The 23,914-nt window shown below is 36.8% G+C and carries 19 protein-coding genes; 8 read left to right on the forward strand and 11 right to left on the reverse strand.

All coding sequences use genetic code 11. The annotated features are described in order from the left end of the window. Positions 1–243: 243 nt before the first annotated feature. The 3 genes from ACODR7_RS18580 to ACODR7_RS18590 all read right to left on the reverse strand — a co-directional run bounded on the left by ACODR7_RS18580 (position 244) and on the right by ACODR7_RS18590 (position 7,220). Entirely contained in the window at positions 244–2,301 is a 2,058-nt protein-coding gene (locus ACODR7_RS18580) for a M13 family metallopeptidase (protein WP_488841391.1), read from the reverse strand. Between the two features lie 180 nt (positions 2,302–2,481). Then, positions 2,482–5,880 carry a trifunctional glycoside hydrolase family 18/polysaccharide deacetylase/glycosyltransferase family 2 protein gene (locus tag ACODR7_RS18585; RefSeq protein WP_488841393.1) on the reverse strand — a complete coding sequence of 1,133 codons (3,399 nt, stop codon included), beginning with the start codon at positions 5,878–5,880 and terminating at the stop codon, positions 2,482–2,484. 89 nt (positions 5,881–5,969) lie between these two features. Beyond that, positions 5,970–7,220, reverse strand: a complete 1,251-nt coding sequence (locus ACODR7_RS18590) for a CinA family nicotinamide mononucleotide deamidase-related protein (protein WP_488841395.1) — start codon at positions 7,218–7,220, stop codon at positions 5,970–5,972. A gap of 113 nt (positions 7,221–7,333) precedes the next feature. On the opposite strand from ACODR7_RS18590, the gene ACODR7_RS18595 reads away from it, so the two are divergent. Then, positions 7,334–7,807 carry a DUF7832 domain-containing protein gene (locus tag ACODR7_RS18595; protein ID WP_413928934.1) on the forward strand — a complete coding sequence of 158 codons (474 nt, stop codon included), beginning with the start codon at positions 7,334–7,336 and terminating at the stop codon, positions 7,805–7,807. A gap of 66 nt (positions 7,808–7,873) precedes the next feature. On the opposite strand, the gene ACODR7_RS18600 is transcribed toward ACODR7_RS18595, so the two are convergent. From ACODR7_RS18600 to ACODR7_RS18610, 3 genes are all read right to left on the reverse strand, one after another. Continuing rightward, complete coding sequence (locus ACODR7_RS18600; protein ID WP_488841397.1) at positions 7,874–8,413, reverse strand: lipocalin family protein; 540 nt, start codon at positions 8,411–8,413, stop codon at positions 7,874–7,876. 75 nt (positions 8,414–8,488) lie between these two features. Beyond that, the gene (locus ACODR7_RS18605) at positions 8,489–9,223 is read right to left on the reverse strand and encodes a LytR/AlgR family response regulator transcription factor (protein ID WP_488841399.1); all 735 of its coding nucleotides are present in this window, start codon (positions 9,221–9,223) and stop codon (positions 8,489–8,491) included. Positions 9,224–9,308: 85 nt separating this feature from the next. After that, positions 9,309–11,102 (reverse strand): tetratricopeptide repeat-containing sensor histidine kinase, encoded by a 1,794-nt coding sequence (locus ACODR7_RS18610; protein WP_488841401.1) that lies wholly within the window; start codon positions 11,100–11,102, stop codon positions 9,309–9,311. 138 nt (positions 11,103–11,240) lie between these two features. Here ACODR7_RS18610 and ACODR7_RS18615 point away from each other — a divergent pair, with 138 nt between their 5' ends. Together ACODR7_RS18615 and ACODR7_RS18620 are read left to right on the forward strand one after the other, a co-directional pair. Beyond that, positions 11,241–11,915: an SIMPL domain-containing protein gene (locus ACODR7_RS18615; protein WP_488841403.1), complete on the forward strand. Its 675-nt coding sequence runs from the start codon at positions 11,241–11,243 to the stop codon at positions 11,913–11,915. Positions 11,916–12,119: 204 nt separating this feature from the next. Continuing rightward, the gene (locus tag ACODR7_RS18620) at positions 12,120–13,307 is read left to right on the forward strand and encodes a vWA domain-containing protein (RefSeq protein ID WP_488841405.1); all 1,188 of its coding nucleotides are present in this window, start codon (positions 12,120–12,122) and stop codon (positions 13,305–13,307) included. Between the two features lie 263 nt (positions 13,308–13,570). On the opposite strand, the gene ACODR7_RS18625 is transcribed toward ACODR7_RS18620, so the two are convergent. Further along, a complete protein-coding gene (locus ACODR7_RS18625; protein WP_488841407.1) occupies positions 13,571–14,776 on the reverse strand; it encodes an NAD(P)/FAD-dependent oxidoreductase in 1,206 nt (401 codons plus the stop codon). Positions 14,777–14,890: 114 nt separating this feature from the next. Between ACODR7_RS18625 and ACODR7_RS18630 the strand changes: the two genes are divergently transcribed. Beyond that, positions 14,891–15,271, forward strand: coding sequence for a SpoIIAA family protein (locus tag ACODR7_RS18630; protein WP_034692101.1), 381 nt, complete (start codon positions 14,891–14,893; stop codon positions 15,269–15,271). Positions 15,272–15,338: 67 nt separating this feature from the next. Here ACODR7_RS18630 and ACODR7_RS18635 read toward each other — a convergent pair whose 3' ends face one another. Then, positions 15,339–16,541 carry an MFS transporter gene (locus tag ACODR7_RS18635; RefSeq protein ID WP_488841410.1) on the reverse strand — a complete coding sequence of 401 codons (1,203 nt, stop codon included), beginning with the start codon at positions 16,539–16,541 and terminating at the stop codon, positions 15,339–15,341. 184 nt (positions 16,542–16,725) lie between these two features. Here ACODR7_RS18635 and ACODR7_RS18640 point away from each other — a divergent pair, with 184 nt between their 5' ends. Continuing rightward, the gene (locus tag ACODR7_RS18640; RefSeq protein WP_488841412.1) at positions 16,726–17,619 is read left to right on the forward strand and encodes an AraC family transcriptional regulator; all 894 of its coding nucleotides are present in this window, start codon (positions 16,726–16,728) and stop codon (positions 17,617–17,619) included. A gap of 268 nt (positions 17,620–17,887) precedes the next feature. Here the strand turns inward: ACODR7_RS18640 and lipA are convergent, their stop codons facing one another. Both lipA and ACODR7_RS18650 read right to left on the reverse strand, forming a co-directional pair. Further along, a complete protein-coding gene (gene lipA / locus ACODR7_RS18645) occupies positions 17,888–18,754 on the reverse strand; it encodes a lipoyl synthase (protein WP_076596790.1) in 867 nt (288 codons plus the stop codon). A gap of 271 nt (positions 18,755–19,025) precedes the next feature. After that, complete coding sequence (locus ACODR7_RS18650) at positions 19,026–19,586, reverse strand: RNA polymerase sigma factor (protein ID WP_488841414.1); 561 nt, start codon at positions 19,584–19,586, stop codon at positions 19,026–19,028. A 195-nt stretch (positions 19,587–19,781) separates the two neighbouring features. On the opposite strand from ACODR7_RS18650, the gene tyrS reads away from it, so the two are divergent. Beyond that, entirely contained in the window at positions 19,782–21,077 is a 1,296-nt protein-coding gene (gene tyrS / locus ACODR7_RS18655) for a tyrosine--tRNA ligase (RefSeq protein WP_488841416.1), read from the forward strand. Positions 21,078–21,155: 78 nt separating this feature from the next. On the opposite strand, the gene ACODR7_RS18660 is transcribed toward tyrS, so the two are convergent. Next, entirely contained in the window at positions 21,156–21,587 is a 432-nt protein-coding gene (locus tag ACODR7_RS18660) for a hypothetical protein (protein ID WP_228402587.1), read from the reverse strand. Positions 21,588–21,832: 245 nt separating this feature from the next. Here ACODR7_RS18660 and ACODR7_RS18665 point away from each other — a divergent pair, with 245 nt between their 5' ends. Beyond that, positions 21,833–22,471, forward strand: a complete 639-nt coding sequence (locus ACODR7_RS18665) for an alpha/beta hydrolase (protein ID WP_488841418.1) — start codon at positions 21,833–21,835, stop codon at positions 22,469–22,471. A 119-nt stretch (positions 22,472–22,590) separates the two neighbouring features. Then, positions 22,591–23,910 (forward strand): PDZ domain-containing protein, encoded by a 1,320-nt coding sequence (locus ACODR7_RS18670; protein WP_488841420.1) that lies wholly within the window; start codon positions 22,591–22,593, stop codon positions 23,908–23,910. Positions 23,911–23,914 lie beyond the last annotated feature (4 nt).

Below are 23,914 nucleotides of genomic sequence, written 5' to 3' on the forward strand. Positions count from 1 at the left end.
AAAGCTTACAAAATCTTTAAAGATGTGTCCACACGATAGTCCGAGGGAGGGGAATGATGGAAGCCGTTATTACAAATAGAAGTCTTCCGATCTCCTAATCTCTAATATCTAATCCCTAATCCCTAATCCCTAATCCCTATCACCTGCTACCTATCACCTGCTACCTATCATCTGCCACCTGCTACCTAACATCTATCACCTGCTACCTAAAAAAAACCGCCCATTGCTGAGCGGTTGTTATTGTTACCAGATTTTGATTCTTTCTTCCGGAGCTTTGTATAATTTGTCTCCTTTTTTCACATCGAATGCTTTGTAGAATGCATCAACGTTGATAAGCGGACCAAAGCTTCTGAAATATCCTGGAGAGTGCGGGTCAGTTTTCACCTGATTCACCATATATTTCTCACTTGATAATGTTCTCCAAACCGTTGCCCAGCTTAGGAAGAATCTCTGATCCTGGGTGAATCCACTGATCTTCCCTGGATTTCCTTTATCTTTCAGGTACATTTGAAGAGCGTCATAAGCGATATTTACACCACCTAAGTCAGCGATATTTTCACCGTTTGTGAAAGTACCGTTTACAAAAGTTCCTTTTACAGGCTCATATTTATCATACTGAGAAGCAAGGGCTTTTGTAGCTTTTTCGAAGTTTGCTTTATCTTCCGGAGTCCACCAGTCTACCAGGTTACCATCTGCATCGAACTGTGCACCTGAATCATCAAATCCGTGGCTCATTTCGTGACCGATAACGGCTCCGATTCCTCCAAAGTTTACCGCAGCATCAGCTTTAGGGTTAAAAAATGGCGGCTGAAGGATGGCTGCAGGGAATACAATCTCGTTGTTTACCGGATTGTAATATGCATTTACAGTTTGTGGGGTCATTCCCCATTCTGTTTTATCTACCGGCTTCCCAATTTTAGCTAAGTCTTTGTTATACTGCCATTCTCCGATGTTCTGAAGGTTTTTGTAAAGGTTTCCACCATTCGCTTCAGAAACGATATTTAATTTTGAATAATCTTTCCATTTGTCCGGATAAGCTACTTTTACAGTGAACTTGTTCAGTTTCTGCATTGCTTTTTCCTTAGTGGTAGAAGACATCCATGCTAAGTTATTGATATGAACTGCGAAACTTTTCTTTAAATAATCAATCAGTTCTACCATCTGAGCTTTTGCTTCAGCAGGGAAATATTTCTCAACATATAGTTTTCCGAAAGCTTGTCCCAAAGAACCATTGATCAGCTCAAAACCTCTCTTGTTAAGAGCTCTTTGTTCCTGCTGTCCTCTCAGGTATTTACCATAGAAAGCAAATTTCATGTTTCCTAAGTTTTCGCTTAAGTAAGAAGCACTTCCGTGGATCATGTGAAATTTCAGATAATCCTTGATCACAGGAAGATTCTGAGCGTTTACCAATTTATCAAAGTTCTTATAGAATCCTAATTCACTGATAATTACTTTGTCAGAATTTACGCCTACTTTTTTAAGGTAACCTGGAAGGTCAACATTTTTTACCAAAGCAGAAAGTTCAGCCATCGTCTTAGGATTGTACTGAAGTGTGTTATCACGGCTCTGCTCGTTTGTCAGGTAAGTATTTGCGATGCTTTTTTCATAATTAACAATACCTTTTGCTGCTTCATCAGCATTTTTGTATCCTAATTCTTTTAGCATTGAAGCTACATATTTCTGATATTCAGCAATTGCTTCTGTATTTTTCTCGTTTACTTTCTGATAGTAATCTCTTCCTAAACCTAGAGAAGCGTTTCCTAAGTAAACGGCATTCATTTTAGAATCTTTAAGGTCTGCATCCACTCCCCATCCGTAGAAAACGTTTTCCCCTTCTTTCGTTACAGAAGTAAGGTAGTTCTGAAGATCGGCCATGTTTTTAATAGCATCAATCTTGTTCAGGTTTTCCTGGATAGGTTTGATTCCGTCTGCATTTCTCTTCTGCATGTTCATGTAAGTAGCATACAGATCCTGAATTTTCTTCCCTTCACTTCCGTCAGCAAATTTATCTTTCAGAAGAGAGTTCAGGATAGTCATGGAATTGTTATCCGTATCCTCAGCCAGTTTGTTGAAGCTACCCCAAGTTGGTTTGTCAGATGGAATTTTGGCAGTTTTCATCCAGGTTCCACTTACGTAGTTGTAAAAATCATCCTGAGGACGCACTGAAGTGTCCATCAGGCTAAGGTCTAAGCCTTTATCAGTGTTATTCACTGCTACTTTAGCAGCTTTAGCTTGTGCACTCATCGTAGTCTGAGTACAGATCCCTGTTATTAAAAACAAAGAAAGCGTTATTTTTTTCATTATGATAACAATTTTTAGAATAGGTATGATTTATTTCGGATTTGTTACTTAATTGTAAAAACAAATTTAAATAAATAACATGAAAGCATCATAAATGGGAAGTTGGGAGCAGGAAACTGGAAGTTATGAAAATCCGGAACTTCCAGCCTCATTCTTCCAGCTTCCAGCCTTTATCAGTTATCATGAAGTTGCTATCTCTTTTACATTTCCGGTTCTTTTCAGAAATCCCCAGGACTGCATTTCACCTTTCAATGCTTTTCTTAAACTTTTAAACAATACAATATACATCAGCCAGCGATATCCGAATCTCTGCGGAATAATATACAGCAGATTAATCAGCTTTTCCCGCTGAACGATGAATGCAATTAAAGCTAGTGAAGCATCCACCAAAAGGAAGATCAGATAATAGGTGAATATTTTGTCTCCGTTTCCGGACAGAATTCCAAAGAACATTATCACGTCTGCCAATGGTGAGAAAAATGGAATAATATATTGGAATAATAAAATATTCGGCATTGCCCAAAGACCCAATCCTTTATATTTAGGGTTAAGGAAAGTCTGTCTCTGTTTCCAGAACATCTGCATGATTCCGTAGGTCCATCGGAAACGTTGTTTTAAAAACTGTTTCACGGTTTCCGGTGCTTCAGTGACTGCAACGGCTCTGTTTTCATTAGCAACCGTATATCCTGCTTTTAATATTTTCACGGTAATATCACAATCTTCTGCCAAGGTATCAGATGAATAGCCTCCTGCTTCCATGATTACAGCTCTTTTAAATGCGCCGATAGCTCCCGGAATTACAGTAATCGCATTAATGTGAGCATATGCCAGCCTGTCAAAATTCTGACTTGTTGTATATTCTACAGCCTGCCATTTGGTGAGCCAGTTGACCCTGTTTCCTACTTTCACATTTCCTGCTACCGCTGCTATTCTTTCTTCCGGATCTGAATTTAAAAATCTTGCGATCATATATTTCACTGCATCCTGCTGTAATTTGGTATCTGCGTCAATACACACTACATATTCAGCATCCGTCTGTGCTATTCCGAAATTTAAAGCGGTTGCTTTTCCACCGTTACTTTTGGTGAAAATTTTCAGTTTCGGGTGATCCGGGAATGCTTCCAATGCTTTTTCATAAGTAGAATCCTTACTTCCGTCATCAACCATAATAATATTAAAATTAGGGTAAGTCTGTTTCAGCAAATTCTGCAGGGAAGAAACGATATTCACTTCTTCATTATAAGCAGGAACAATAATTGAAACCTTCGGGTAGGATTCCAGAACCGGAAATCCGCCCAGTTTTTTCTCTTTTTTTCTTTCTTTAAAAGCCCAGTAGGCCATCAGCATTAGTCGGATCAGCCCTAACACAATAAAGATAGTAAACAAGGCAACCAGAAAATGACTTATACCATAAATGACAGTTGCTAATACAAGGTTCAGCTGCATGATGTAATAAGACTTTGTCTTAGGAACTTCAGGCATCAGTTCGTTCCTGCTTTTGTGCAGAATATTCGTCAGGTTGGTAAAATGATAGCCTTGTTTCTGAAGAGCCGGAATCAGAATTTTTAAAGCTTTTACGGTTTCTTCTCTGGTATCTCCGCCTGCATCATGAAGAAGAATTATATTTCCTCTCTCCTGTTTGATTCCGGCCATTACACGTTTTACAATTTCATCTGCTTTTATTCCCGGCTGCCAGTCTTCAGGATCTATATTTTCCCCGATATCAAGATAATTCTGCTGTCTTGCCAAAGCTACCGGAATAATCTCTTCCGAAGTGGTAGGTTCAGAGTCTGCGTTGTATGGTGCTCTGAACAGGATTGTACTATGTCCCGTCACACACTCTATGAGCAAACGGGTAAGCTTCATTTCCAGCAAAGCCCTTTCCGGACTTACTTTTGCTACATTCTCGTGGGTAAATGTGTGATTTCCTATTTCATGTCCTTCACGATAAATCCTTTTCACAAGCGGAAGGTTTTTTTCTGCATTTAATCCTACCAGAAAGAAGGCTGCCGGAACATGATATCTGGACAATACATCCAAAACCTGCGGTGTGTAGGTTTCATCCGGACCGTCATCAAAAGTGAGGACAAGCTCTTTCTGAGGAGCGCTTCCATATTTTTTTACTTCATAAGAACTTGGATAGGTAATATAATTCTCGTCTGTGATAATTTTCTCTTTAGGATCAATTTCCAGTGCAATTTTTCCGTCATGAGGCGTATTCAGAACGTCTAATACTTCTCCGTCTCCAATGTAATCCACCATCGTCTGTCCTTTTACATTTTCCAGTGTTTTTAAATTCAGTCTGGAAAGCCCGGCAAACGTGAGGTCTTTATCATAGAAATTCCAGACTCTGCTGTCTTCACTTCCGAGCCTCCAGAGTGCGGTTCCAGCCAAAGGATATTCTGAGGAGAAACGCATTGTATTGAAGATAGAAGCCGCATCATTGAAAAATACGGTATGGGTAAGATTTTTAGAATCTGTATAGGAATAATTTAAATTAAACGTATTGTCATTAAAATCAATAACGGCTTTACTGGCACTGGCTTTTGTGATTGCCTGCATGTACGTAACAGAGGTATTATCGTCCTTATTAGAACTCCAGTCGTAACCGTATGCTCCCAAGCCCAAAATGATTTTTTGCAGAGAAACCTGTTTTACGATTTTCCCGGTCTGTTCTTCAATCCATTTTTGGGAAGAAACCGGACCGGCATCACTTCCGGCAGAATATTCATCATAAGCCATCAGCACAAAGTAATCTACATAAGGATTCAGTCTTGGGATATTGTAATCGTCATTATCTGTCATGATATCCATGGTAACCAGCAGCTGATTCTTTTTGAAGGTTTCTGAAAGCTCTTTCATAAAGGCAATCAGATTGTCATCAGAATTCAGGTTCATATCTTCAAAGTCAATATTAATTCCTTTGAAATGATATTTTTGACATTGCTGGGTAATTTTTTGAATCAGATGGGTTCTTTTCTGAGGATCATTAAGAACTTTCACCAATCCTTCTGAACGGAATTCTCTGTCTGAGTTGTTACTGAGCATTGGCATGGCTGCAACACCCGTTCTTTTGATCACTTTGCAGCCTTCCGGATCCACATTGGTTTTAAGGTCACCTGTTTTGGGATCAAGGAAAAACCATTCAGGGAAAACAAGATTCACGTGTCTGATATTTCTTTTCAGAGACATCAGCGACTGAGGATCCCACGCCACATAAAATGCAGAACGGATTCCTCCCGGAAACTGGGTCCAGTTTCGGTTCTGATTCTTGTATCTTTCGGCTCTTGCCTTCTCAATTTTGTCGAGACTGGTATGAATTGTTTTTTCAGAAATAAAACTTCTGAAACCTTTATATTCTTTGGAAATTTTATTCTCCTGAAGATACGGTTTATTGGCTGTAATTACCGCTTTATAATCTTCTTTAAAAGGTATTTTAGGACTTCTGTCCAGAGTCATCATCAAACCTAAAGCAAGCAGAAGCAGTATTCCTATAAAAATAAAAACACGGCTTCCCCACTGTACACTTTTCCAGCGTTTTTTGCTGCTGGTCTGAAAAATCTGTTTGGAATTTTCCACGATTTTTGAAATTTATTGTAGGGCTTTCAAAAAGCGTGAAAAACTGTATAAAAATTAATTAAAAAAAAATTAAAAGGATATACCCCTATCTAACTGTTTACAAGAAGACTTACCAAATCCTGAATCACCTTTTGAGATACAAAATGCATAAAGTCTGCTCTTTCCAGATGGGGCATGTACAATTTTGAGGTTACTTCCTGATCATTGATTCTGATCGTATAGTAAACCGTTCCTACATCTTTACCGTCTTCTCCTTTTCCCGGTCCTGCAACACCTGTTGTAGAAAGGGAAATATGGGTTTCAAACAATTCCTGGCAGCCTTTGGCCATTTCCTGTGCCACCTGTTCGCTCACCACAGTGAACTCATCAACAGTTTCTCTGGAGACATTCAGAATTTTAATTTTTTTCTCTGTGGCATACGCTACCATTCCACCCAGAAAATATTTTGAACTGCCGGAAACTGAAGTGATCATTTTTGCGAGTTCACCTCCGGTACAACTTTCTGCGGTTGAAATCGTCAACTTTCTTTCGGTAAGCATTTCTGCCAGAATATTTTCAATTTTATCTTCATATACTGCAATCACATGACCTTCTACCAGAGGAAGCAATTTCTGGATTTCTTCTTCTGTTCTCTGTTTCAGATCTTCTTCATTTTCTCCGGAAGCCGTCAGACGAAGCTTTACACGTGTTCCCACCGGAAGATAAGACAGTGCAATATTTTCCGGAAGTGCCAGTTCCCAGTCTTCAATTTTGTCTGCAAGAATACTTTCAGGAATACCTACTACAGAAACAATTCTGGTATAGATATAGCGAAGGCTGAATCTTTGCTGTAAATAAGGGATAATCTGATCTTTAATAAGTGGTTTCACCTCGTAAGGAACCCCCGGAAGGCTGTAGCACAATTTTCCGTCCTGTTCCATCATCATGCATGGAGCAGTTCCGTAATGGTTTTGAAAAACAATGGATTGGGTAGGAACAAAAGCCTGTTCTCTGTTTCTTTCGAGAATATCTGCTCTTCCTCGTCTTTCCATATAACCTTTCAGGTGGTTGAAGGTTACCTCATCCAGAGCTATTTCATCGTTGAAATATTCTGCGAGGGCTTTTTTGGTTTTATCATCTCTGGTTGGCCCAAGTCCACCCGTTGTAATGACTAAATCACCTGCTTCAAAAGCAACATTCAATGCATTTTTAATGGTTTCAATTTCATCTGAGATCGTAAGAATCTGAATAACTTTTATTCCTATATTTTTAAGTTCCGTGGCAATAAAATTAGAATTGGTATCTACCGTATTTCCGGAAAGGATTTCATCACCGATAGTAATCAGAACAGCTTTTTCCATATGTTTTTTTGTTGAAAAAATTCTATGCAAATGACGGAAAATTCTGTGGCAGCGACAATATAAATTGATTTTTTCTATTTTTGACGAAATTATCTAAAACTACAAGAAGAATTATGTCTAAATATGATGATGCTTCATGGCATTATGGCGGTGATTTTCCGGAAGGACTTCCTCAGAAAAACGGAGCTACACACACGGGAATGTTCCTGAACTGGTGTATTCATAACAATCTTATTTCTGATGAGCTGAAAGAAGATGCTGCAGAAGAAATAGAAAAGGTAAAACGAAGAGAAATTACCGGTGCAGAATTTGTTATGGATTCCTGCGACGGAAAATTTTCTGAATATGATCTGAATGAACTGGGAAATCTTTTTGCCAAAGACTATTATGCAGACGATACAGATTTCGGTAACCGATACAGCTCATTTGCCGATGATTACGTGAATATTTTTGATGCCAAAGCAGAGGAAAGCGACTACGAATACGAAACATTCTATCACATAGAGGATACCTACGAAAACTATGATCTGATGAAACAGGTTATTGATCATCGTTTTGAGGAATGGAAAGAATACATTAATAGCTAATATTGAAAAGATAAAATCGCAAAACGGCTGATTTACAAATTGACCCTTTTGCGATTTTGTTTTTTATTAATTATGCTTCACCCAGATCAGTTCTTCGGTATTGTAGCCGATTTTTTTTGCTTTCTGAATGAAACGCTGGCGGATACTTTCCGGAATACTGGTGGTACGGGAAAGTATCCATAAATATTTTAAGCTGCTTCCTGCTACCAGCGCATACTGATAGTCTTCATCAATATCTATCACATTATAACCAGCCCATATTGGTTTAAAAAATGAAACTTTGAGACGGGCTTCTGTCGGATCTTTTACAAATTTTGCTTCTCCGATAGATTCATTCCATACTTTTTTACTATAATCGTAGCCTTTATTTCTGACCTGAACTGTTCCATCCGGATTCTCTGTATACTCTGCAGTAACATTATCCATATTTTTCTCAAACCTGTAATCAAAACGCGCGATCTCATACCATCTTCCCAGATATTTTTTAAGGTCAAAATTCTTTACAGCAGCTGCTCCTCTTGGAATTCTTACAGAATAGGAATTGAAAACGATAAGCCCCAATGCTCCTAACGAAACGGGAAGTATAATTTTATGAATAGTTTTCATGACAGAAATATTTTGTGTGGTTGTTATAAAAATGTCAAAAATAATGCCTTAAGTCTGTTAAAGGTACAATAAATTCTATGAAAATACCTTCAGGAAATTATCTTTAAAGCTTCCTGAAACCTCAATTTCCGTATCATCAGACAACATAACCGTACCGCTTTTATGATAGGATTTTACGAAACATGTATTGATAATATGAGAACGGTGAACCCTTACAAACGGATTTTCCAGAAGGTCATCAAAGTGTTTCAGAAAACGGCATACCATCTTCTTCGAGCCATCCGTAAGATATACCTGAGTAAAGTTTCCATCCGCCTGAAGCCTGACAATATCTTCGGTTTTTACGACGTCAAATCCTTGTAAAGTTGGCAAAATCAATTGCTGTTTTTCAGGTTTTAATTTCAGGTTTTCAAGAAGAATCTTATTCCGGTTGAGTTCATCTTTTTTCTCAAGGCTTTCCGCCACTTTATTCACTGCAAGAATCAGTTCCTGAATATCGATAGGTTTTAAAATATAATAACTTGCCGATTTATTTAAAGCCTGTAAAGAATATTGTGAAAAGGCGGTAATGAAAATGGTTTCATAGGAGAAATCTCTGGTGGCTTCCAAAACGTCAAAGGCATTTCCAAAAGGCATTTCTACGTCCAGAAAGACCAGCTGTGGCTGTTTTTCAGCAATTAACGGAACAGCTTCTTTGATATTTTCAGCTTCACCCAGAATTTCCACCTGCGGACAGTATTTGGTAAGATAGCTTCGTAAAACTTCCCTTGCTATAAGTTCATCATCTACAATGACTGCTTTTATTTTCATTTGAACAGATTTTAGGTGGCCGATAATAGGTTGCAGGTGCAAATTAGGAATATTTAACCAATCATACAATCCGCCTTAATTCCGATTAGGCAAGATTCATCCGGATGGTTACCAAAACACCATTGTTATTTTCCTTATCCTTTACCGAGCAGGTGATCTCTTTTTTGTACAGATCATTCAGCAGCTGGATTCTTTCCAGTGTATTTTTCATTCCTCTGCCCTCTCTGGTCTTTTGGTGCTGGGTTTTCTGCTTCTTACTTTCTTCAATCCCAATTCCGTTGTCTTCAATAATGATTTTCAGATGAGATTCACTTTTCTCAAAGCTCAATTTTAGAAATCCCTTGTCTGCTCTGTAACGAAGTCCATGCCAGACGGCATTTTCCAGAAACGGCTGTATCAGCATTCCCGGAACCTGCAGGTTTTGCATATTCAGACTTTCATCTACCTCAATTTCATAATCAAATTTATCTGCAAAACGTGTTTTTTCCAGAGCAAGATAATTTTGAAGAAGGTCCAGCTCCTGCTGAAAAGGAATAAAATCTTCAGTAGAATTTTCCATTACACCGCGCATTAGTTTGGAAAATTTTGTAAGATACTGATTCGCTTCCAGCTCATTATTGGTGGCTATAAAATGGTTAACGCTATTTAAACTGTTAAAAATAAAGTGAGGATTCATTTCACGACGCAGCGACTGAAGCGCTATTTTCTTATTTTTCGTCTGAACCTTTTTCAGGGTTATGAAAATAAAAATGATTAATCCTGTCAGTAAAATCAAAACTCCGATCAGTCCGTAATTAAAAACATTTTTCTTTCTGATCAATTCGTCTTTAAGCTCTTTTTCTTTTTCCAGTTGTGAGATTCGCTGTTCTGTATCTTCGAGAATTTTATTATCAACAAGACTTCTGTCTTTGGAAACCAGATTCGGAAGTTTTCCCAAAAAGTCTCTGTACAGCTGAACGGAAGCATCTAGATTTCCTGAAATGGCATAAAGGCTGTCCAGTTTTTTCACACTTCTCTGTGCTTCCAGCGTATGACCTTTGTCTAAAGCAATTCCGTAGGCATTTTTCAAAAGATCTACGGCTTCCTTCGGATCATTTTTCTTAATATAGATATCTGCCAGCTCCTGAATCTGATTGACTTTTTCCTGTGAGTTTTCTTTCACGAAATCTTCTTTCAGAACTTTCTTTTTAGCTTCAATAGCTTTCTCAAAGTTTTTGTTTTCTACATAAAGATCTGCCAGTTTCTGATTGATTGCCAACGCCTGTTGAGGAGCTTCTTTTTTAGAAATTGTATAGGCTGTATTCAGGTTTTCTTCAGCACTGGATACGTCTTTCTGTCTGAGATTAACATCTGCCAGCTGACTGTAGCTTTCTGCAAGATCGCCTTGCTCATTTTCTTTTTTAGTAAGATTGATATTATTCTGAATAGCCTCTGCTTTAAGCTCCGGTGTAGGAGAAGAAAGCCTTGCCACATCATTAGAATTGACAGCTTTACTTTTTTCGCTGTAACTCATCTGTGCAGCCATACTGTAATTGCTGATGGCAGGCGTTATTTTATTCTGTTTTTCCTGTGACTGGGCTAATCTTCGGGTAGCTTTTTCAATATTGGGTTTGTCATTGAGTTTTTCATACAGTTTTTTGGCTTTTGTATAGTACTCTTCACTTTTCGGAAAGTTTCCGCCATTGAAAAATGTTTCCCCGATATTATAATAAGAATCTGCCTGGGCAGGTTCGTTTTTAGTGTCCATTGCTTTTTTCAGCTTCTTCGTTTCTACCTGTACTTCTTCTACAGCGGCACTGCTGTTATTGGTGGTTTGGGAAGATATTGTATTTCCCCAAAGCAACAGTAAAAAGAGAATAAAGAGGGTAAGCATTTTCATAAAGCAAAGATATACATATATATAGTGTACTCAAAAACTATTCACCAAGTGAAAGCTCCATTTCACCAAGTCTCCCGGATTCCGGTTTCTGATCTGAGTAATTTTACATCAGAATTAAAAATTTAAAAACAGGAAATTATGAAATTGAAACATTTTTTATTAATCGGAATTTTAACCCTTGGAAGCTTTGTAAATGCTCAGGAAGTAAAGAAAAACGCCATTGAAGTAACAGGCGTTGCCGAAATGGAAGTAGAACCAGATGAAATTATCTTCAGTATCGGGATCAAAGCTGATAATAAAAACGATCTGGCAGATAATGAAAAGAAGCTATTTGATATTTTAAAAAACGCAGGAGTAAAGAACGAGGATATCAAGTTCAAATCCATGTACCAGAATATTTATTCTAAAACAGCTAGGTTTTCCAAGAACTATCAGTTTAAAGCCGGTACAAAATCAAGCCTTAGCAAAATCTTTGAAGACCTGAACCAAAAGTGGGTAAGCAGCCTGAACATTGCAGAGGTAAAGAATACCAAAATTGCAGATTTCAGAAAAACAGTGAAGATCAATGCTTTAAAAGCAGCTAAAGAAAAAGCTGACTACTTATTGGAAAGCATGGGTAAAAAGACAGGAAATGCTCTTGAAATTGTAGAAATAGAAGATTACACCAGCGATATGATTATGCCGGCAGCTTACAAAGGAAGAGCAAGCAATATTCAGTTGGAAATGGCAGATTCTCCGATAGATTTTTCATTTGATAATATTGAAAACATCAAGCTGAAATACAGCATCAAAACAAAATACGAAATCCTTTAAAATAACAGATTTGAAAAGACAGTTCCTTAGGGAGCTGTTTTTATTTTTTGCGTGTTTCCAAGTTCACCAAGTCAAACGGCTGCTTCACCAAGTTTACCAATTTCCAGCCTTAAATAAGGATAATTTTACTTTAGGAATTCAAAATAATAAACGTTGAAATGCTATCACCCAATTACAACAGACAACTTATAAAAAAATAACAATATGACAACTTTAAAAATCTTAGCACTTGCAGCGGGCACAGCTTTATTAAGCTCCGGCAACATTCCGGATAACCGCTCCAATAGTAATACTGACAATAAATTACCCGTAGAAAAAACGACATTGATTCCGGTAACCTCTACTGTAAAAGACAACAAAATTCAGGTTGCTCTTCTTCTGGATACTTCCAATAGTATGGACGGACTGATTGATCAGGCAAAATCCAGATTATGGAATATTGTGAATACGTTGACTACTCTTAGATACAACGGAAAAGCTCCCGAGATCGAAATTGCACTGTATGAATATGGCAATGACGGAATCCGTGATGAAAATTACATCCGCCAGGTTACTCCTCTCACTCAGGATCTTGATCTGGTTTCTGAAAAATTATTTGCATTAAGAACCAATGGCGGCAGTGAATATTGCGGTGCGGTGATTCGGGATGCCTCTGCCAACCTCAACTGGGATAGCAATGAAAAAAGTATGAAACTTATTTATATTGCTGGTAACGAATCATTTGATCAGGGAAAAATAAATTATAAAGAGGTTGTTTCAAAATCAAAAGGTAAAAATATTTACACCAATACCATTTTCTGTGGAAGCCGGGAAGAAGGAATCCAGACTTTCTGGCAAAACGGAGCTTTATTAGGAGGTGGAAAGTATTTCAATATTGATAGCGACAGAAAAGTACTCTATATTGAAACACCTTATGACATCAGAATTTCTGAATGCAATGCAAAGTTGAATGATACGTATATCTATTACGGAAATCATGGCTCCGAATACAGGCTTAAGCAGATCACACAGGATAAAAATGCAGAAGCCCAATCGGCATCCAACTTAGTGGAAAGAGCGGTTGCCAAATCTAAAAAGAATGCCTACAAAAACGATCACTGGGATCTTGTGGATAAAGCTGAAAAAGATGCCGGATTTATTACCAGTGTTAAGGAAAGTGAACTTCCTGCAGAGTTGAAAGGAAAAAGCAAAGAGGAAATTCAAAAAACAATTGCTATAAAATCAGCAGCACGCGAAAAAATTCAAAAGGAAATAGAGGAACTTTCTAAAAAGCGGCAGATGTACATTGACTCCGAAATGAAAAAACGGGGTACTGATGATTCTGACGATTTGGGAAAAGCCATTGAGAGTTCTATTCTTGAACTGGCTAAGAAAAATGGGTATAGTTTGTAGTGTAAGCGGGTTGAGGCCCGCTTTTTTTACCACCCCGTCAAAAATTCTTTGAATTTTCGACACCCCTCCGGAGGAGGGGAATTAAGCTCTTTCTATTGGGCTATTTGTCAAAGTATCTTTTTACTACATTTTTTCAAATGATTTAAGCAGAATTTCTACGGAATGACACAATTGAAATAACGATTTATCTACGCAGTTTATCATTCCGATTAGGAATCTAAATAACCTTTATTCTTATTAAAAAATTGTGGTAAAATAAAGCATCATCTTCCAAACTTAAAATACCTTGATAACGGATGCTTTTTGTTTTTCATAAATAAAGAAGCCATCTCCATTCCCGTTACGGAAAAAGTAATTCCATTTCCACCGAAACCTAGCACAAAATAGGAGTTCTTAAATTTCTCATGTTCGCTGATGTAAGGTAAACCATCTTTAGTTTCACCAAAAGTACCAGCCCATACAAAATCAGGATAAAAGTGGTAATCCGGCTTTATTTTCTTTAGATTTTTCAGAATCTCTTTTTCTTTTTTATGGAGTATGGCGTCACGCTTTTCTGCGTCATAAAAATCTTCATCTCCTCCTCCAATCAAAAGCCTTCCGTCATCAGTCGTTCTCATATAGAGATACGGGTCGTCGGTATTCCATACTAAAGTGCTGCTGATGTTTTTAAACTTGTCTTTATTTATTTCGGAAACTACCGCATAGGTACTTTTCAGGTTAACAAAATTTTCTTTTAACAGATTTTTACTTTCGTAACCAATACAGTAAATGATTTTTTTTGCTTTGATCTCAAATCCACTGTCAACGGTAACCAGATTAAACCCTTTGTGTTCTTTTACTGCTACCATTTCAGTTTTATCAAATATCTTCAGCCCTTTCTTTACATTATGTATACATAACTCATGAGCAAACCGAAAAGCATCAATACTTGCTCCTTGTTTTGATAAAATTCCGCCATAGGTATTTTCATACTCAAATTGTTCTAAAACCTGTTCTGCTTCCAGCCATTGTACTTCAAATCCGTTTTGTTTCCGGGCCTGGTATTCTTTCTTCAGCCATTGGAGGTCTTTCTTTTTCGAAGCAAAATACAGGGATTTTTTTCTTTTGAAACCTGCATTTGACTTGGTGAGTTTTGAAAGTTTTTCTATCTTATCAATAGCATCACTACAAGCTTTATAACTTAAGATCGCGCCCTTTTCTCCTATTTTTTCTATCAGTTCATAGAGTGGAACATCTATTTCGTACTGGAGCATTGAAGTTGTAGCTGAAGTACTTCCGTTGCAAAGTTCTCTCTTATCAATAAGAATCGTACTATACCCCTCTTCTATCATCTGATGGGCAATCAGACTTCCCGTAATACCTCCACCCACGATGAGAACATCACATTCTTCATTGGATTTTAAAGATGGGTAAGATGTTAATAATCCGTTTTTTAAAAGCCAGAAAGGTTCATTTGATTTTAAATCCATATTGATATTTTACATTTAAAATATCAACATTTATACCTTTTTTAACAATTATACATCAAATAATGGTGTAATTATTGTTGTTTTTTTAAAATAAACCACCAAAAAATATTTATTATGATAACAATTATTCCAGAAGCTCCGGAGAATGTTGCAGCATTTAATGCAACGGGAGAAGTAACGAAAGAGGATTTTGAAAGACTGGTAATTCCGCGTGTAAAAGAGAAGGTAGAGCAATTCGGTGAACTCAACTATTTATTGTATTTGGATACCGATCTGGATAATTTTACCGTAGGAGCATGGCTTGAAGATTTGCTGTTGGGATTGAAAAATCTTACGAACTGGAATCGTTCAGCCATTGTAACAGACAAAGAAGGCATACGTGATTTTACCAGTATCTTCAGTGTTCTGATGCCGGGAGAATTTAAATCCTTTCCTAAAGAAAATTTATATAATGCCCTGTACTGGTGTAAAAACGGAGATGAAGTAGAGGCATAAAACTTATCTTATAAAAAATCGCCTGTTTCTCACTGAAACAGGCGATTTTATTTTTAACTATAACTCTTTATTTATCACATGATACGCATTCAGCATCTACTTTTTCTTCATTTTGAGCTCTTGAACCGTACAGGTACATATATCTTATACTTATAACCACTCCAATCAATGTCATTCCCACTCCTACCAATGACGGATAATTGAATGAATAGCCATATTCCAAAGGAATACCACCAAGAAAAGCACCCATTGCATTGGCAATATTAAAACCTGCCTGCATAAAAGCGGCAGCCATCATTTCACTTTTCGGGGCAGCTTTCATCATCATAATATTGATAGGCGATGCAATAGACATGGACAAAGCACCACACATAAATGTCAATACCAGAGCAATATTTTTATATTCCGCAAGGAAGAAAACACCACCAAGAGAAATCATCATCAGGAAGATCAAAAGAGCACAGGTTTTTTCCGGACCCAATTTATCTGAAACAATACCTCCAACCAGATTTCCTACTACCATTCCTGCTCCGGCAAGAACCATTACATAAGCCATCTGGCTGCTTTTGATTCCGGCAACAATGGTCATTAAAGGGGTGATATAGCTTAACCATGTGAACAATCCTCCAAATCCTATCGCTGTAATTGCCAATACCAGCCAAGACTGTTTATTTTTAAGGAATTTCAACTCTTCCATGAAATGAGTATTCTGGTTGGATTCCATCGCGGGAAGCCAGAGTTTTAAAAATAAGATAGCAAAAAGTCCAATAACTGCTACAATAGCAAAGTACAGTCTCCAGTGGAAAGTGTGTCCGATATAGGTGACCAGAGGTACCATTGCCAGATTGGCGACCGTAAGACCTGTAAACATCATGGATATATAAAAGGCTTCTTTTCCTTTTCCTGCCATTCTTGAAGCCACCACTGTTCCTACTCCGAAGAATGCTCCATGAGGAAGTCCGGACATAAAACGGATAACCAGCATACTATTGTATCCAGGAGCAATAGCCGAAAGACCATTAAATAATGTAAAAAGGATCATGAAAGCCATCAGAACTTTTTTGGGTGGAAATTTCACAGAATATCCAATCAAAATCGGAGCTCCGATAACCACACCCATAGCATACGCTGAAATCAAATGTCCGGCTTGCGGAATGGTGATCTGCAATGTTTTGGCAATATCCGGCAAAAGTCCCATGACCGTAAATTCTGTAGTTCCTATCCCTAAACCACCTATGGCCAGTGGTATTATTCTTTTATCAATCTTCATTGTATCTAAATCTTTTTTCTGAATTAATTTCGTTCAAAGTAAAGGGCTGGTTGGCTATCTTTATTTTGAAAGTGCAAAAATCGACAGAAAGTTTGAATTTCACACCTCTTTGAATGATAAAAATTTGCTCCATATTAACCTTTTTATTTAAATTTAAATTCAGAAACAATCAAATCAGAACAAAATGAAAATCCAGAAAGAAATTATTGAGTTTGAAAAAGGGAAATCATTCAAGCTGTTTGCTCCTTCTCTGAAAAACTGTTTTTTCTGGCATTATCATCCGGAAATTGAACTGGTATATGTAGAAGCTATGAATGGAATCCGTCACGTTGGAAAAAATATTTCAGGCTTTACAGACAGTGATCTTTTACTGATTGGTTCCAATGTACCTCATCTTAATTTTGATTACGGTATTCAGACCGAATGTAAACAGCTTGTATTGCAGATGAGGGAAAGCTTTCTTCAGGATATTATTCTTCCTGTTCCTGAATTTGAAAATATTAAAACCCTTTTAGAACGGTCATACCTCGGACTATCATTTTCCGGAGAAACGAAAAATACAGTTGTTGAAAAACTGCAGATTATTAAAGATAAAAACTCTTTTGAATCTTTAGTTGGGTTAATTGAAATTCTGCAAATCCTCGCCGATTCTACTGAAGTAAAGGAACTCAATAAAGAAGATACAAGAATCAAATGGTTTCTGAATGATAAAATCAGGATGGGAACTATCTATGATTACATTCATGAAAATTACGACCGAAAACCCAATGTGAATGAAGTGGCTAAAGTTGTGAGCCTGAGCACTCCTGCTTTCTGCCGGTATTTTAAAAAGCAGACGAATATGACCTTTACAGATTTTGTTAACAATTACCGAATCAATCAGGCTAAAATATTCCTGCTGAAAGATCAGTCTGTGACGGAAGTTTGTTTTCAGGTGGGTTTTGAAAGCCTTTCTTATTTTAATAAATTATTCAAGCAGCATACAGGAGAAACGCCTTCGGAATTTAAGAAGAAACATTTCAGACCGATTGAAATCAATGGAAGAATTGGAGTGATTAAGAAGGATACGACTTGTTAAGTAATTTTTAATGAAAGTGGACTAAAGTCCGCTGCTGTGGATGCTTTTGTGAGTGTTGTATCAACCACCCCGTCAAAAATTCTTTGAATTTTTGCCACTCCTCCAAAGGATGGGAATGATGGCAGCCATTATTGTAAAGATTGCCACATTCATTAGCTAATCCGTAATACCTGATACCTGATACCTGCAACCTATCACCAATAATCTGCTACCTGATCCCTGCTACCTAAAAAAACAAAAAACCGTTCATTACTGAACGGTCTGTATTTTAATGAATATGTTTTTCTGCGTGGTAAGAACTTCTTACAAGAGGAGAACTTTCAACGTGTCTGAATCCTAAGCTTCTTGCAAAATCTCCGAACTCATCAAATTCTTCAGGCGTGATAAATTTCTTTACCGGAAGATGTTTTTTAGTTGGTTGCAGATATTGTCCAAGGGTGATTACATCTACATTCGCATTTCTGATATCTTCGATCGTCTGGAAAACCTCATCTTTAGTTTCCCCTAATCCAAGCATAACCCCTGTTTTGGTTCTTCTTTGGCCGGCCTCTTTCAGATATCTTAATACTTCAAGGCTTCTTTCATATTTTGCCTGGATTCTTACTTCTCTGGTCAGACGTTTTACGGTTTCCATGTTGTGAGAGATCACTTCAGGAGCTACATCTACCAATCTGTCCAGGTGTTTTGTAATTCCCTGGAAATCCGGAATAAGTGTTTCCATCGTAGTTCCCGGAGAAATTCTTCTTACAGCATTCACTGTTTCTCCCCAAAGAATAGATCCCATATCTTTCAGATCATCGCGGTCTACAGAAGTAAGAACGGCATGTTTGATCTTCATTAATTTGATGGATCTTGCTACTTTTTCAGGCTCATCCCAGTTTACATCAAGCGGTTTTCCTGTTTTTACGCCACAGAATCCACAGCTTCTTGTACAGATATTTCCTAAAATCATGAAAGTAGCTGTACCTTCCCCCCAACATTCTCCCATGTTCGGGCAGCTTCCGCTTTGGCAAATGGTATTTAATTTATATTTATCAACCAAAGTTCTCAGCTCTCTGTAATTCTTTCCGGTAGGAAGTTTTACGCGGATCCATTTTGGTTTTTGAACGGTAGTGTCTTGAACTGAATTTTCCATTTCTAAAATTGAAGTTCAAAGTTAAGGATTTTTTAATGGAAACCATCAACCGGATCTATTGATGAAATTGATCATTCAAATTTCATTTGTATAATTATCTCTTCAAAATATTATTATAAGAAAAATATCCCTCCTTCTTTTTCTTCCGAAAACAAAAGAGGAAGTCTATTTCTAAATAAAAGTTGTGATATTTAAGTTTTGGCTAAACCCAATTTTGAATTTATATTGTTAGTAAACGGGCTTCTATTGAATAGGATTGATTTTTCTGAGCTTAATGATCATCAAACTCATTATTTTTCAATAGCTCGGCTAAGACTTTTTTGGCACGCATTACCCTTACCTTAGTATTGGCAACTGAAATTCCCAGTTCTTCAGCAATTTCCTTGATGCTTTTTTCTTCAAAAAACCTCAGCTTGATAATGTCCTGGTAGTTCGCATCCAGAGATTCTATGGTTTTGATAATTTTCTTTTGTTCTTCTTCAGAAATGAGAAGTTCTTCCGGTGATTTGGCATATTGATTTTTGACCTCATCAAGATTTTCAACGGCGTCTTCGTTATCCCGGTTCTTTTTTCTCCAAAAATCGATTACCGTATTTTGAGCAATGGTCAATATCCAGGTTTTGAACTGGAAATGAGGATCGAACATATCCAGTTTCGACAATACTTTTGAAAAAACGTTTACTGTAATTTCATCGGCATCATTTTCATCTCTCACTTTCTTCATGACAAAGGAGAAGACATCCACCCAAAAAACATTGATGAGCTTAGTCTGGGCCTTCTGGTCTTTATCTTTGGCCTTCTGGATGAGCAGGAATAGCTGTTCGTCGTTCATTAATAACAAATATAGATTATTTGGGTCGAAAAACAAAGCGATAAAAGGGAAAGCCCCTCTATTTGCAAAGTAATGAGGTAAAAGTTTTGTTATATTTTTATTTTACATTTCTGCTCTTTCGTCCTTTTGCTTTTTTATCCTTAATACTTCTGAATTTACTATCTTTGCAACTTAAAATTTTAAAGTTAAAAATCAATGAATTCCTTTATAGAAGAACTGAAATGGCGTGGTCTTTTTGCCGATATGATGCCAGGAACCGATGAACAACTGAATAAAGAGGTAACTACTGCATATATTGGTTTTGATCCTACCGCCGATTCTTTACATATCGGAAGTCTTATCCAGATAAAAATTTTAGCGCACTTTCAGCTGCATGGCCACAAGCCGATTGCGCTGGTAGGAGGTGCAACAGGAATGATCGGTGATCCATCCGGAAAATCTGCTGAAAGAAATCTCCTGGATGAGGAAACTCTTTTACATTATGTAGACTGTTTAAAGAATCAGCTTTCAAAGTTCCTTAATTTTGAAGGAAACGAGCCTAACAAAGCTGAGCTTGTGAACAACTACGACTGGATGAAGAATATTTCTTTCCTTGATTTTGCTAAAAATGTCGGAAAGAATATCACGGTCAACTATATGATGGCTAAAGATTCTGTGAAGAAAAGATTCTCAGGAGAATCCGGTGCAGACGGAATGAGTTTTACAGAATTCACTTACCAGCTCATCCAGGGATATGATTTCCTTCACTTATATCAAAACAATAATGTAAAGCTGCAGATGGGAGGTTCTGACCAGTGGGGAAATATCACTACAGGAACAGAATTGATCCGTAGAAAAGCTCAGGGTGAAGCGTTTGCATTAACAGTTCCTTTGATTACCAAAGCAGATGGTTCCAAATTCGGGAAGTCTGAAAGCGGTGAAAATTACTGGCTGGATAAAAAGAAAACTTCTCCTTACAAATTCTACCAGTTCTGGCTGAATGCTACTGATGAAGATGCTGAAAGATTTATCAGGTTCTACACATTCTTAGGAAAAGAAGAAATTGAGGGTTTAATTGAAGAGCACAAAACAGCTCCACACGAAAGAAAATTACAAAAGAAACTTGCAGAAGAAGTTACCATTTGGGTACATGGAAGAGAAGAATATGAAAAGGCACTGAAAGCTTCTGAAATTCTTTTCGGACGTTCTACTGCTGAAGATCTTGTAAGCCTTGATGAGGAAACTTTCCTTGAAGTTTTTGATGGGGTTCCTCAAAAAGAAATGGCAAAAGCTGATGTTTTGGGAATAAATATTATTGATCTTCTTTCTGAAAAATCGGGATTCTTAAAATCCAAGAGTGAAGCTCAAAGAGAGATTAAAGGAAATTCAATCTCTGTCAACAAGCAAAAAGTAAATGATACTTTTACAGCTAATGAAACAGACCTTATCGATGGTAAGTTCTTATTATTACAAAAAGGTAAGAAAAGCTACTTCATTGTAAAGGTAGATTAATCTTAAAAACAACATATAAAAAGAATCCGTCTCACAAATTGGTTGTGAGACGGATTCTTTTTATAATGTTAAAGTAATTTAAGGCTCTAAGAAACTGTAATCAATAGAAGCAACCAATACACCTTTCCCTTTCTTCTTCACTGTTCTTGCTACCTCACCATCAATGTAAAGAGTGATTGTCAATTCAGAATTATCATCCGGCATTGAAGCGTTAGCATCAAGATTAAGCTGTGCCTGGCTGGAATTCACAAAGAACTCTCCACTTGTCCAGGGTGAAGTTACAGGAGACTGCGGAGTGTTAAATATATCTGTTTTAGTTGTACCTACCTGTGTTACAACACTTATAATATTTCCTCCGGCAGTTGTCTTCACTTCGAACTGCACCACATGATCCTGAAATTCTTCATCATCATCTTTTTTACAAGAATTGACAACGGTGATTACAGAAAATAATAAAACGAATAAAAAAGAAAGTCTAAGTAAACTTTTTGAATTGTAAAATTGCTTCATTTCTCCAAATAGATTTTTTAATGTTTCAAATATAAGTTTTTTATTAATATAAAAATAACTTTTATGAAAATTTTCCAATAAATATTTCCAAATAATATCAAATCAATAAAAATAAAAATTCTCCTGAAAATTCAAAAATATACTCTAAAGAATTAATCATTACACATAAATCATCATGCAGCAGAAGTTCATTGTATGAACAACAAAAGTTAAGATTCTGTAGGTAAATTAATTATCTTTGCTGCATGAATTTAGATTATCTAGTAAGAGAGCCGGAAAATATGACTTCCCAAACTCCCATTCTTTTTATGCTTCATGGCTATGGCAGCAATGAGCAGGATCTTTTCAGTTTTAGAGAAACGCTACCCAATGACTGGATTATTGTAAGTTTCAGAGCTCCGCGTGATACTCAGTTTGAAGGATATTCATGGTATGATATCAATTTTAATGATCCCGAAAATTTCATTGATGTTCCCCAGGCCAATGAATCTTTACATGCTGTTCTGGAAAGTATGCTGAAGATTATCAACCACTATGGACTTACGGAAAGCAAAGCTCATCTTTGCGGCTTCAGCCAGGGAGGAATATTATGTTATGCTTTGGCTTTAAAACATCCTGAGCTTTTCAATCGTGTTGCCTGTATGAGCAGCTATCCCGAAGAAAAAATTCTGGACGGTATTGTAAAAGATAAAAAGAAACTGGAAGGACTTCGTTTCTTCATTTCTCATGGTACGGATGATGCTGTAATCCCACTTGAATGGGGAAGAAAAGCAGCAGATCTGCTTTATGATCTCAGCTGTTACTTTACATTCAGAGAGTATATGAGCGGACATGGTGTTAATCAGAAGAATTATATGGATTTGATGGACTTCTTTTCAAAGTAAAAAGACTTCTTTAAAATAAATTCAACAAAAAACACTACTTTATTGTAGTTTATATAAACATTTCAGGTTTTGGAATGTTTTTTTTATTATCATATAGATAAATTCACTAAATTCAGTAAATGAAATTTAGATTGTTTTTACTGGGATTATTGCTTAGCATTTTTGTAAGTGCCCAGAATACTTTTGAACTGATCAATACTAAAAAAGCGGTTATCCCATTTCAGTTTATCAACAATCTTATCTTTATTCCTATTAATATTAATGGTGCAGAACTTACCTTTCTTCTGGATACGGGAGTTTCTGAAACCATTCTTTTTAGCCTGGAAAATAAAGAAGTGAAGCTAAGCAATGTTGAAAAAGTAAAATTTTCCGGACTTGGGGGAAGTTTAAGTATTGATGGGCTGAAGTCTGAACGTAATCTGGGCAGAATAGGTGATGGGATAATCAATACCTCTATGTCTCTTTATATCATTATTGATGAAGAATTTAATATTTCGCCTCACGTAGGAATTCCCGTAAATGGAGTGATTGGCTATCATTTCTTCAAAAACCATCCTATTTATATCGACTATTCTTCCAAGAAAATAACGGTATTTGAAGATGCTTCTCTTTTAGAAAAGAAAATCAGAAAATTTGAAGAATTCCCCATTACTATTGAAAGAGATAAGCCCTATCTGTATGCAGGGGTAGAAATGACAAATGAAAAGAAAGACTCAAAATTACTGATTGATCTTGGAAACAGTGATGCTATATGGCTCTTCCCCACGCTTATTAAAAATTTTGTTTATAACAGACCTAATATTGATGATTTTCTTGGCCGCGGTTTCAATGGAGATATTTATGGTAAAAGAAGTCGTATCCATAATTTTTACCTTGGAAATTTTAAGTTTGAAAAACCTCTTACTTCTATGCCTGATGAATTTTCTATACAACACGTCAATTTAGTAGAAAACAGAAAAGGATCTGTAGGCAATGAAATTATGCGCAGGTTTACAGTAATTTTTGATTATCCCAATAAAAAGGTATATTTGAAAAGAAACAGATACTTTAAGGATCCTTTTCACTTTAATATGAGCGGATTGGACTTCAAGCAGGACGGGCTGGAATGGCAGCAAGACAGAATAAATATTGAAACTCAAAAATCAGCTAAAGTAGTTAATGAAGTTTATAAAGAAGCTTTTCGTTATAAATTCAGTCTGAAGCCTATATTCTCTATTGCAGGAGTAAGAAAAGACTCTCCGGCATATGAAGCAGGCCTGAAAAAGGAAGACAGAATTCTAAGTATTAATGGAGACCCTACTTCTGAGATGACACTGGAGAAAATTGTAGAGCTTATGAAATCTAATGAAGGCCGAAATATTACTATGGTTATTCAAAGGAAAAATGAAAAGCTCATATTAAGTTTCACCCTTCAAGACCCTATTCCTTATCAAGAATAAAAAT

The organism is Chryseobacterium sp. FG46 (assembly GCF_057809135.1).

Coding starts and splice junctions, on each gene's coding strand:
- ACODR7_RS18635 (WP_488841410.1), bottom strand. CDS start 16,541: ATGAAGATTGATAAAAGAATAATACCACTGGCCATAGGTGGTTTAGGG.
- lipA (WP_076596790.1), bottom strand. CDS start 18,754: ATGGAAAATTCAGTTCAAGACACTACCGTTCAAAAACCAAAATGGATC.
- ACODR7_RS18650 (WP_488841414.1), bottom strand. CDS start 19,586: ATGAACGACGAACAGCTATTCCTGCTCATCCAGAAGGCCAAAGATAAA.
- ACODR7_RS18605 (WP_488841399.1), bottom strand. CDS start 9,223: ATGAAAATAAAAGCAGTCATTGTAGATGATGAACTTATAGCAAGGGAA.
- ACODR7_RS18595 (WP_413928934.1), top strand. CDS start 7,334: ATGTCTAAATATGATGATGCTTCATGGCATTATGGCGGTGATTTTCCG.
- ACODR7_RS18625 (WP_488841407.1), bottom strand. CDS start 14,776: ATGGATTTAAAATCAAATGAACCTTTCTGGCTTTTAAAAAACGGATTA.
- ACODR7_RS18600 (WP_488841397.1), bottom strand. CDS start 8,413: ATGAAAACTATTCATAAAATTATACTTCCCGTTTCGTTAGGAGCATTG.
- ACODR7_RS18620 (WP_488841405.1), top strand. CDS start 12,120: ATGACAACTTTAAAAATCTTAGCACTTGCAGCGGGCACAGCTTTATTA.
- ACODR7_RS18610 (WP_488841401.1), bottom strand. CDS start 11,102: ATGAAAATGCTTACCCTCTTTATTCTCTTTTTACTGTTGCTTTGGGGA.
- ACODR7_RS18670 (WP_488841420.1), top strand. CDS start 22,591: ATGAAATTTAGATTGTTTTTACTGGGATTATTGCTTAGCATTTTTGTA.
- ACODR7_RS18615 (WP_488841403.1), top strand. CDS start 11,241: ATGAAATTGAAACATTTTTTATTAATCGGAATTTTAACCCTTGGAAGC.
- tyrS (WP_488841416.1), top strand. CDS start 19,782: ATGAATTCCTTTATAGAAGAACTGAAATGGCGTGGTCTTTTTGCCGAT.
- ACODR7_RS18660 (WP_228402587.1), bottom strand. CDS start 21,587: ATGAAGCAATTTTACAATTCAAAAAGTTTACTTAGACTTTCTTTTTTA.
- ACODR7_RS18665 (WP_488841418.1), top strand. CDS start 21,833: ATGAATTTAGATTATCTAGTAAGAGAGCCGGAAAATATGACTTCCCAA.
- ACODR7_RS18630 (WP_034692101.1), top strand. CDS start 14,891: ATGATAACAATTATTCCAGAAGCTCCGGAGAATGTTGCAGCATTTAAT.
- ACODR7_RS18640 (WP_488841412.1), top strand. CDS start 16,726: ATGAAAATCCAGAAAGAAATTATTGAGTTTGAAAAAGGGAAATCATTC.
- ACODR7_RS18580 (WP_488841391.1), bottom strand. CDS start 2,301: ATGAAAAAAATAACGCTTTCTTTGTTTTTAATAACAGGGATCTGTACT.
- ACODR7_RS18590 (WP_488841395.1), bottom strand. CDS start 7,220: ATGGAAAAAGCTGTTCTGATTACTATCGGTGATGAAATCCTTTCCGGA.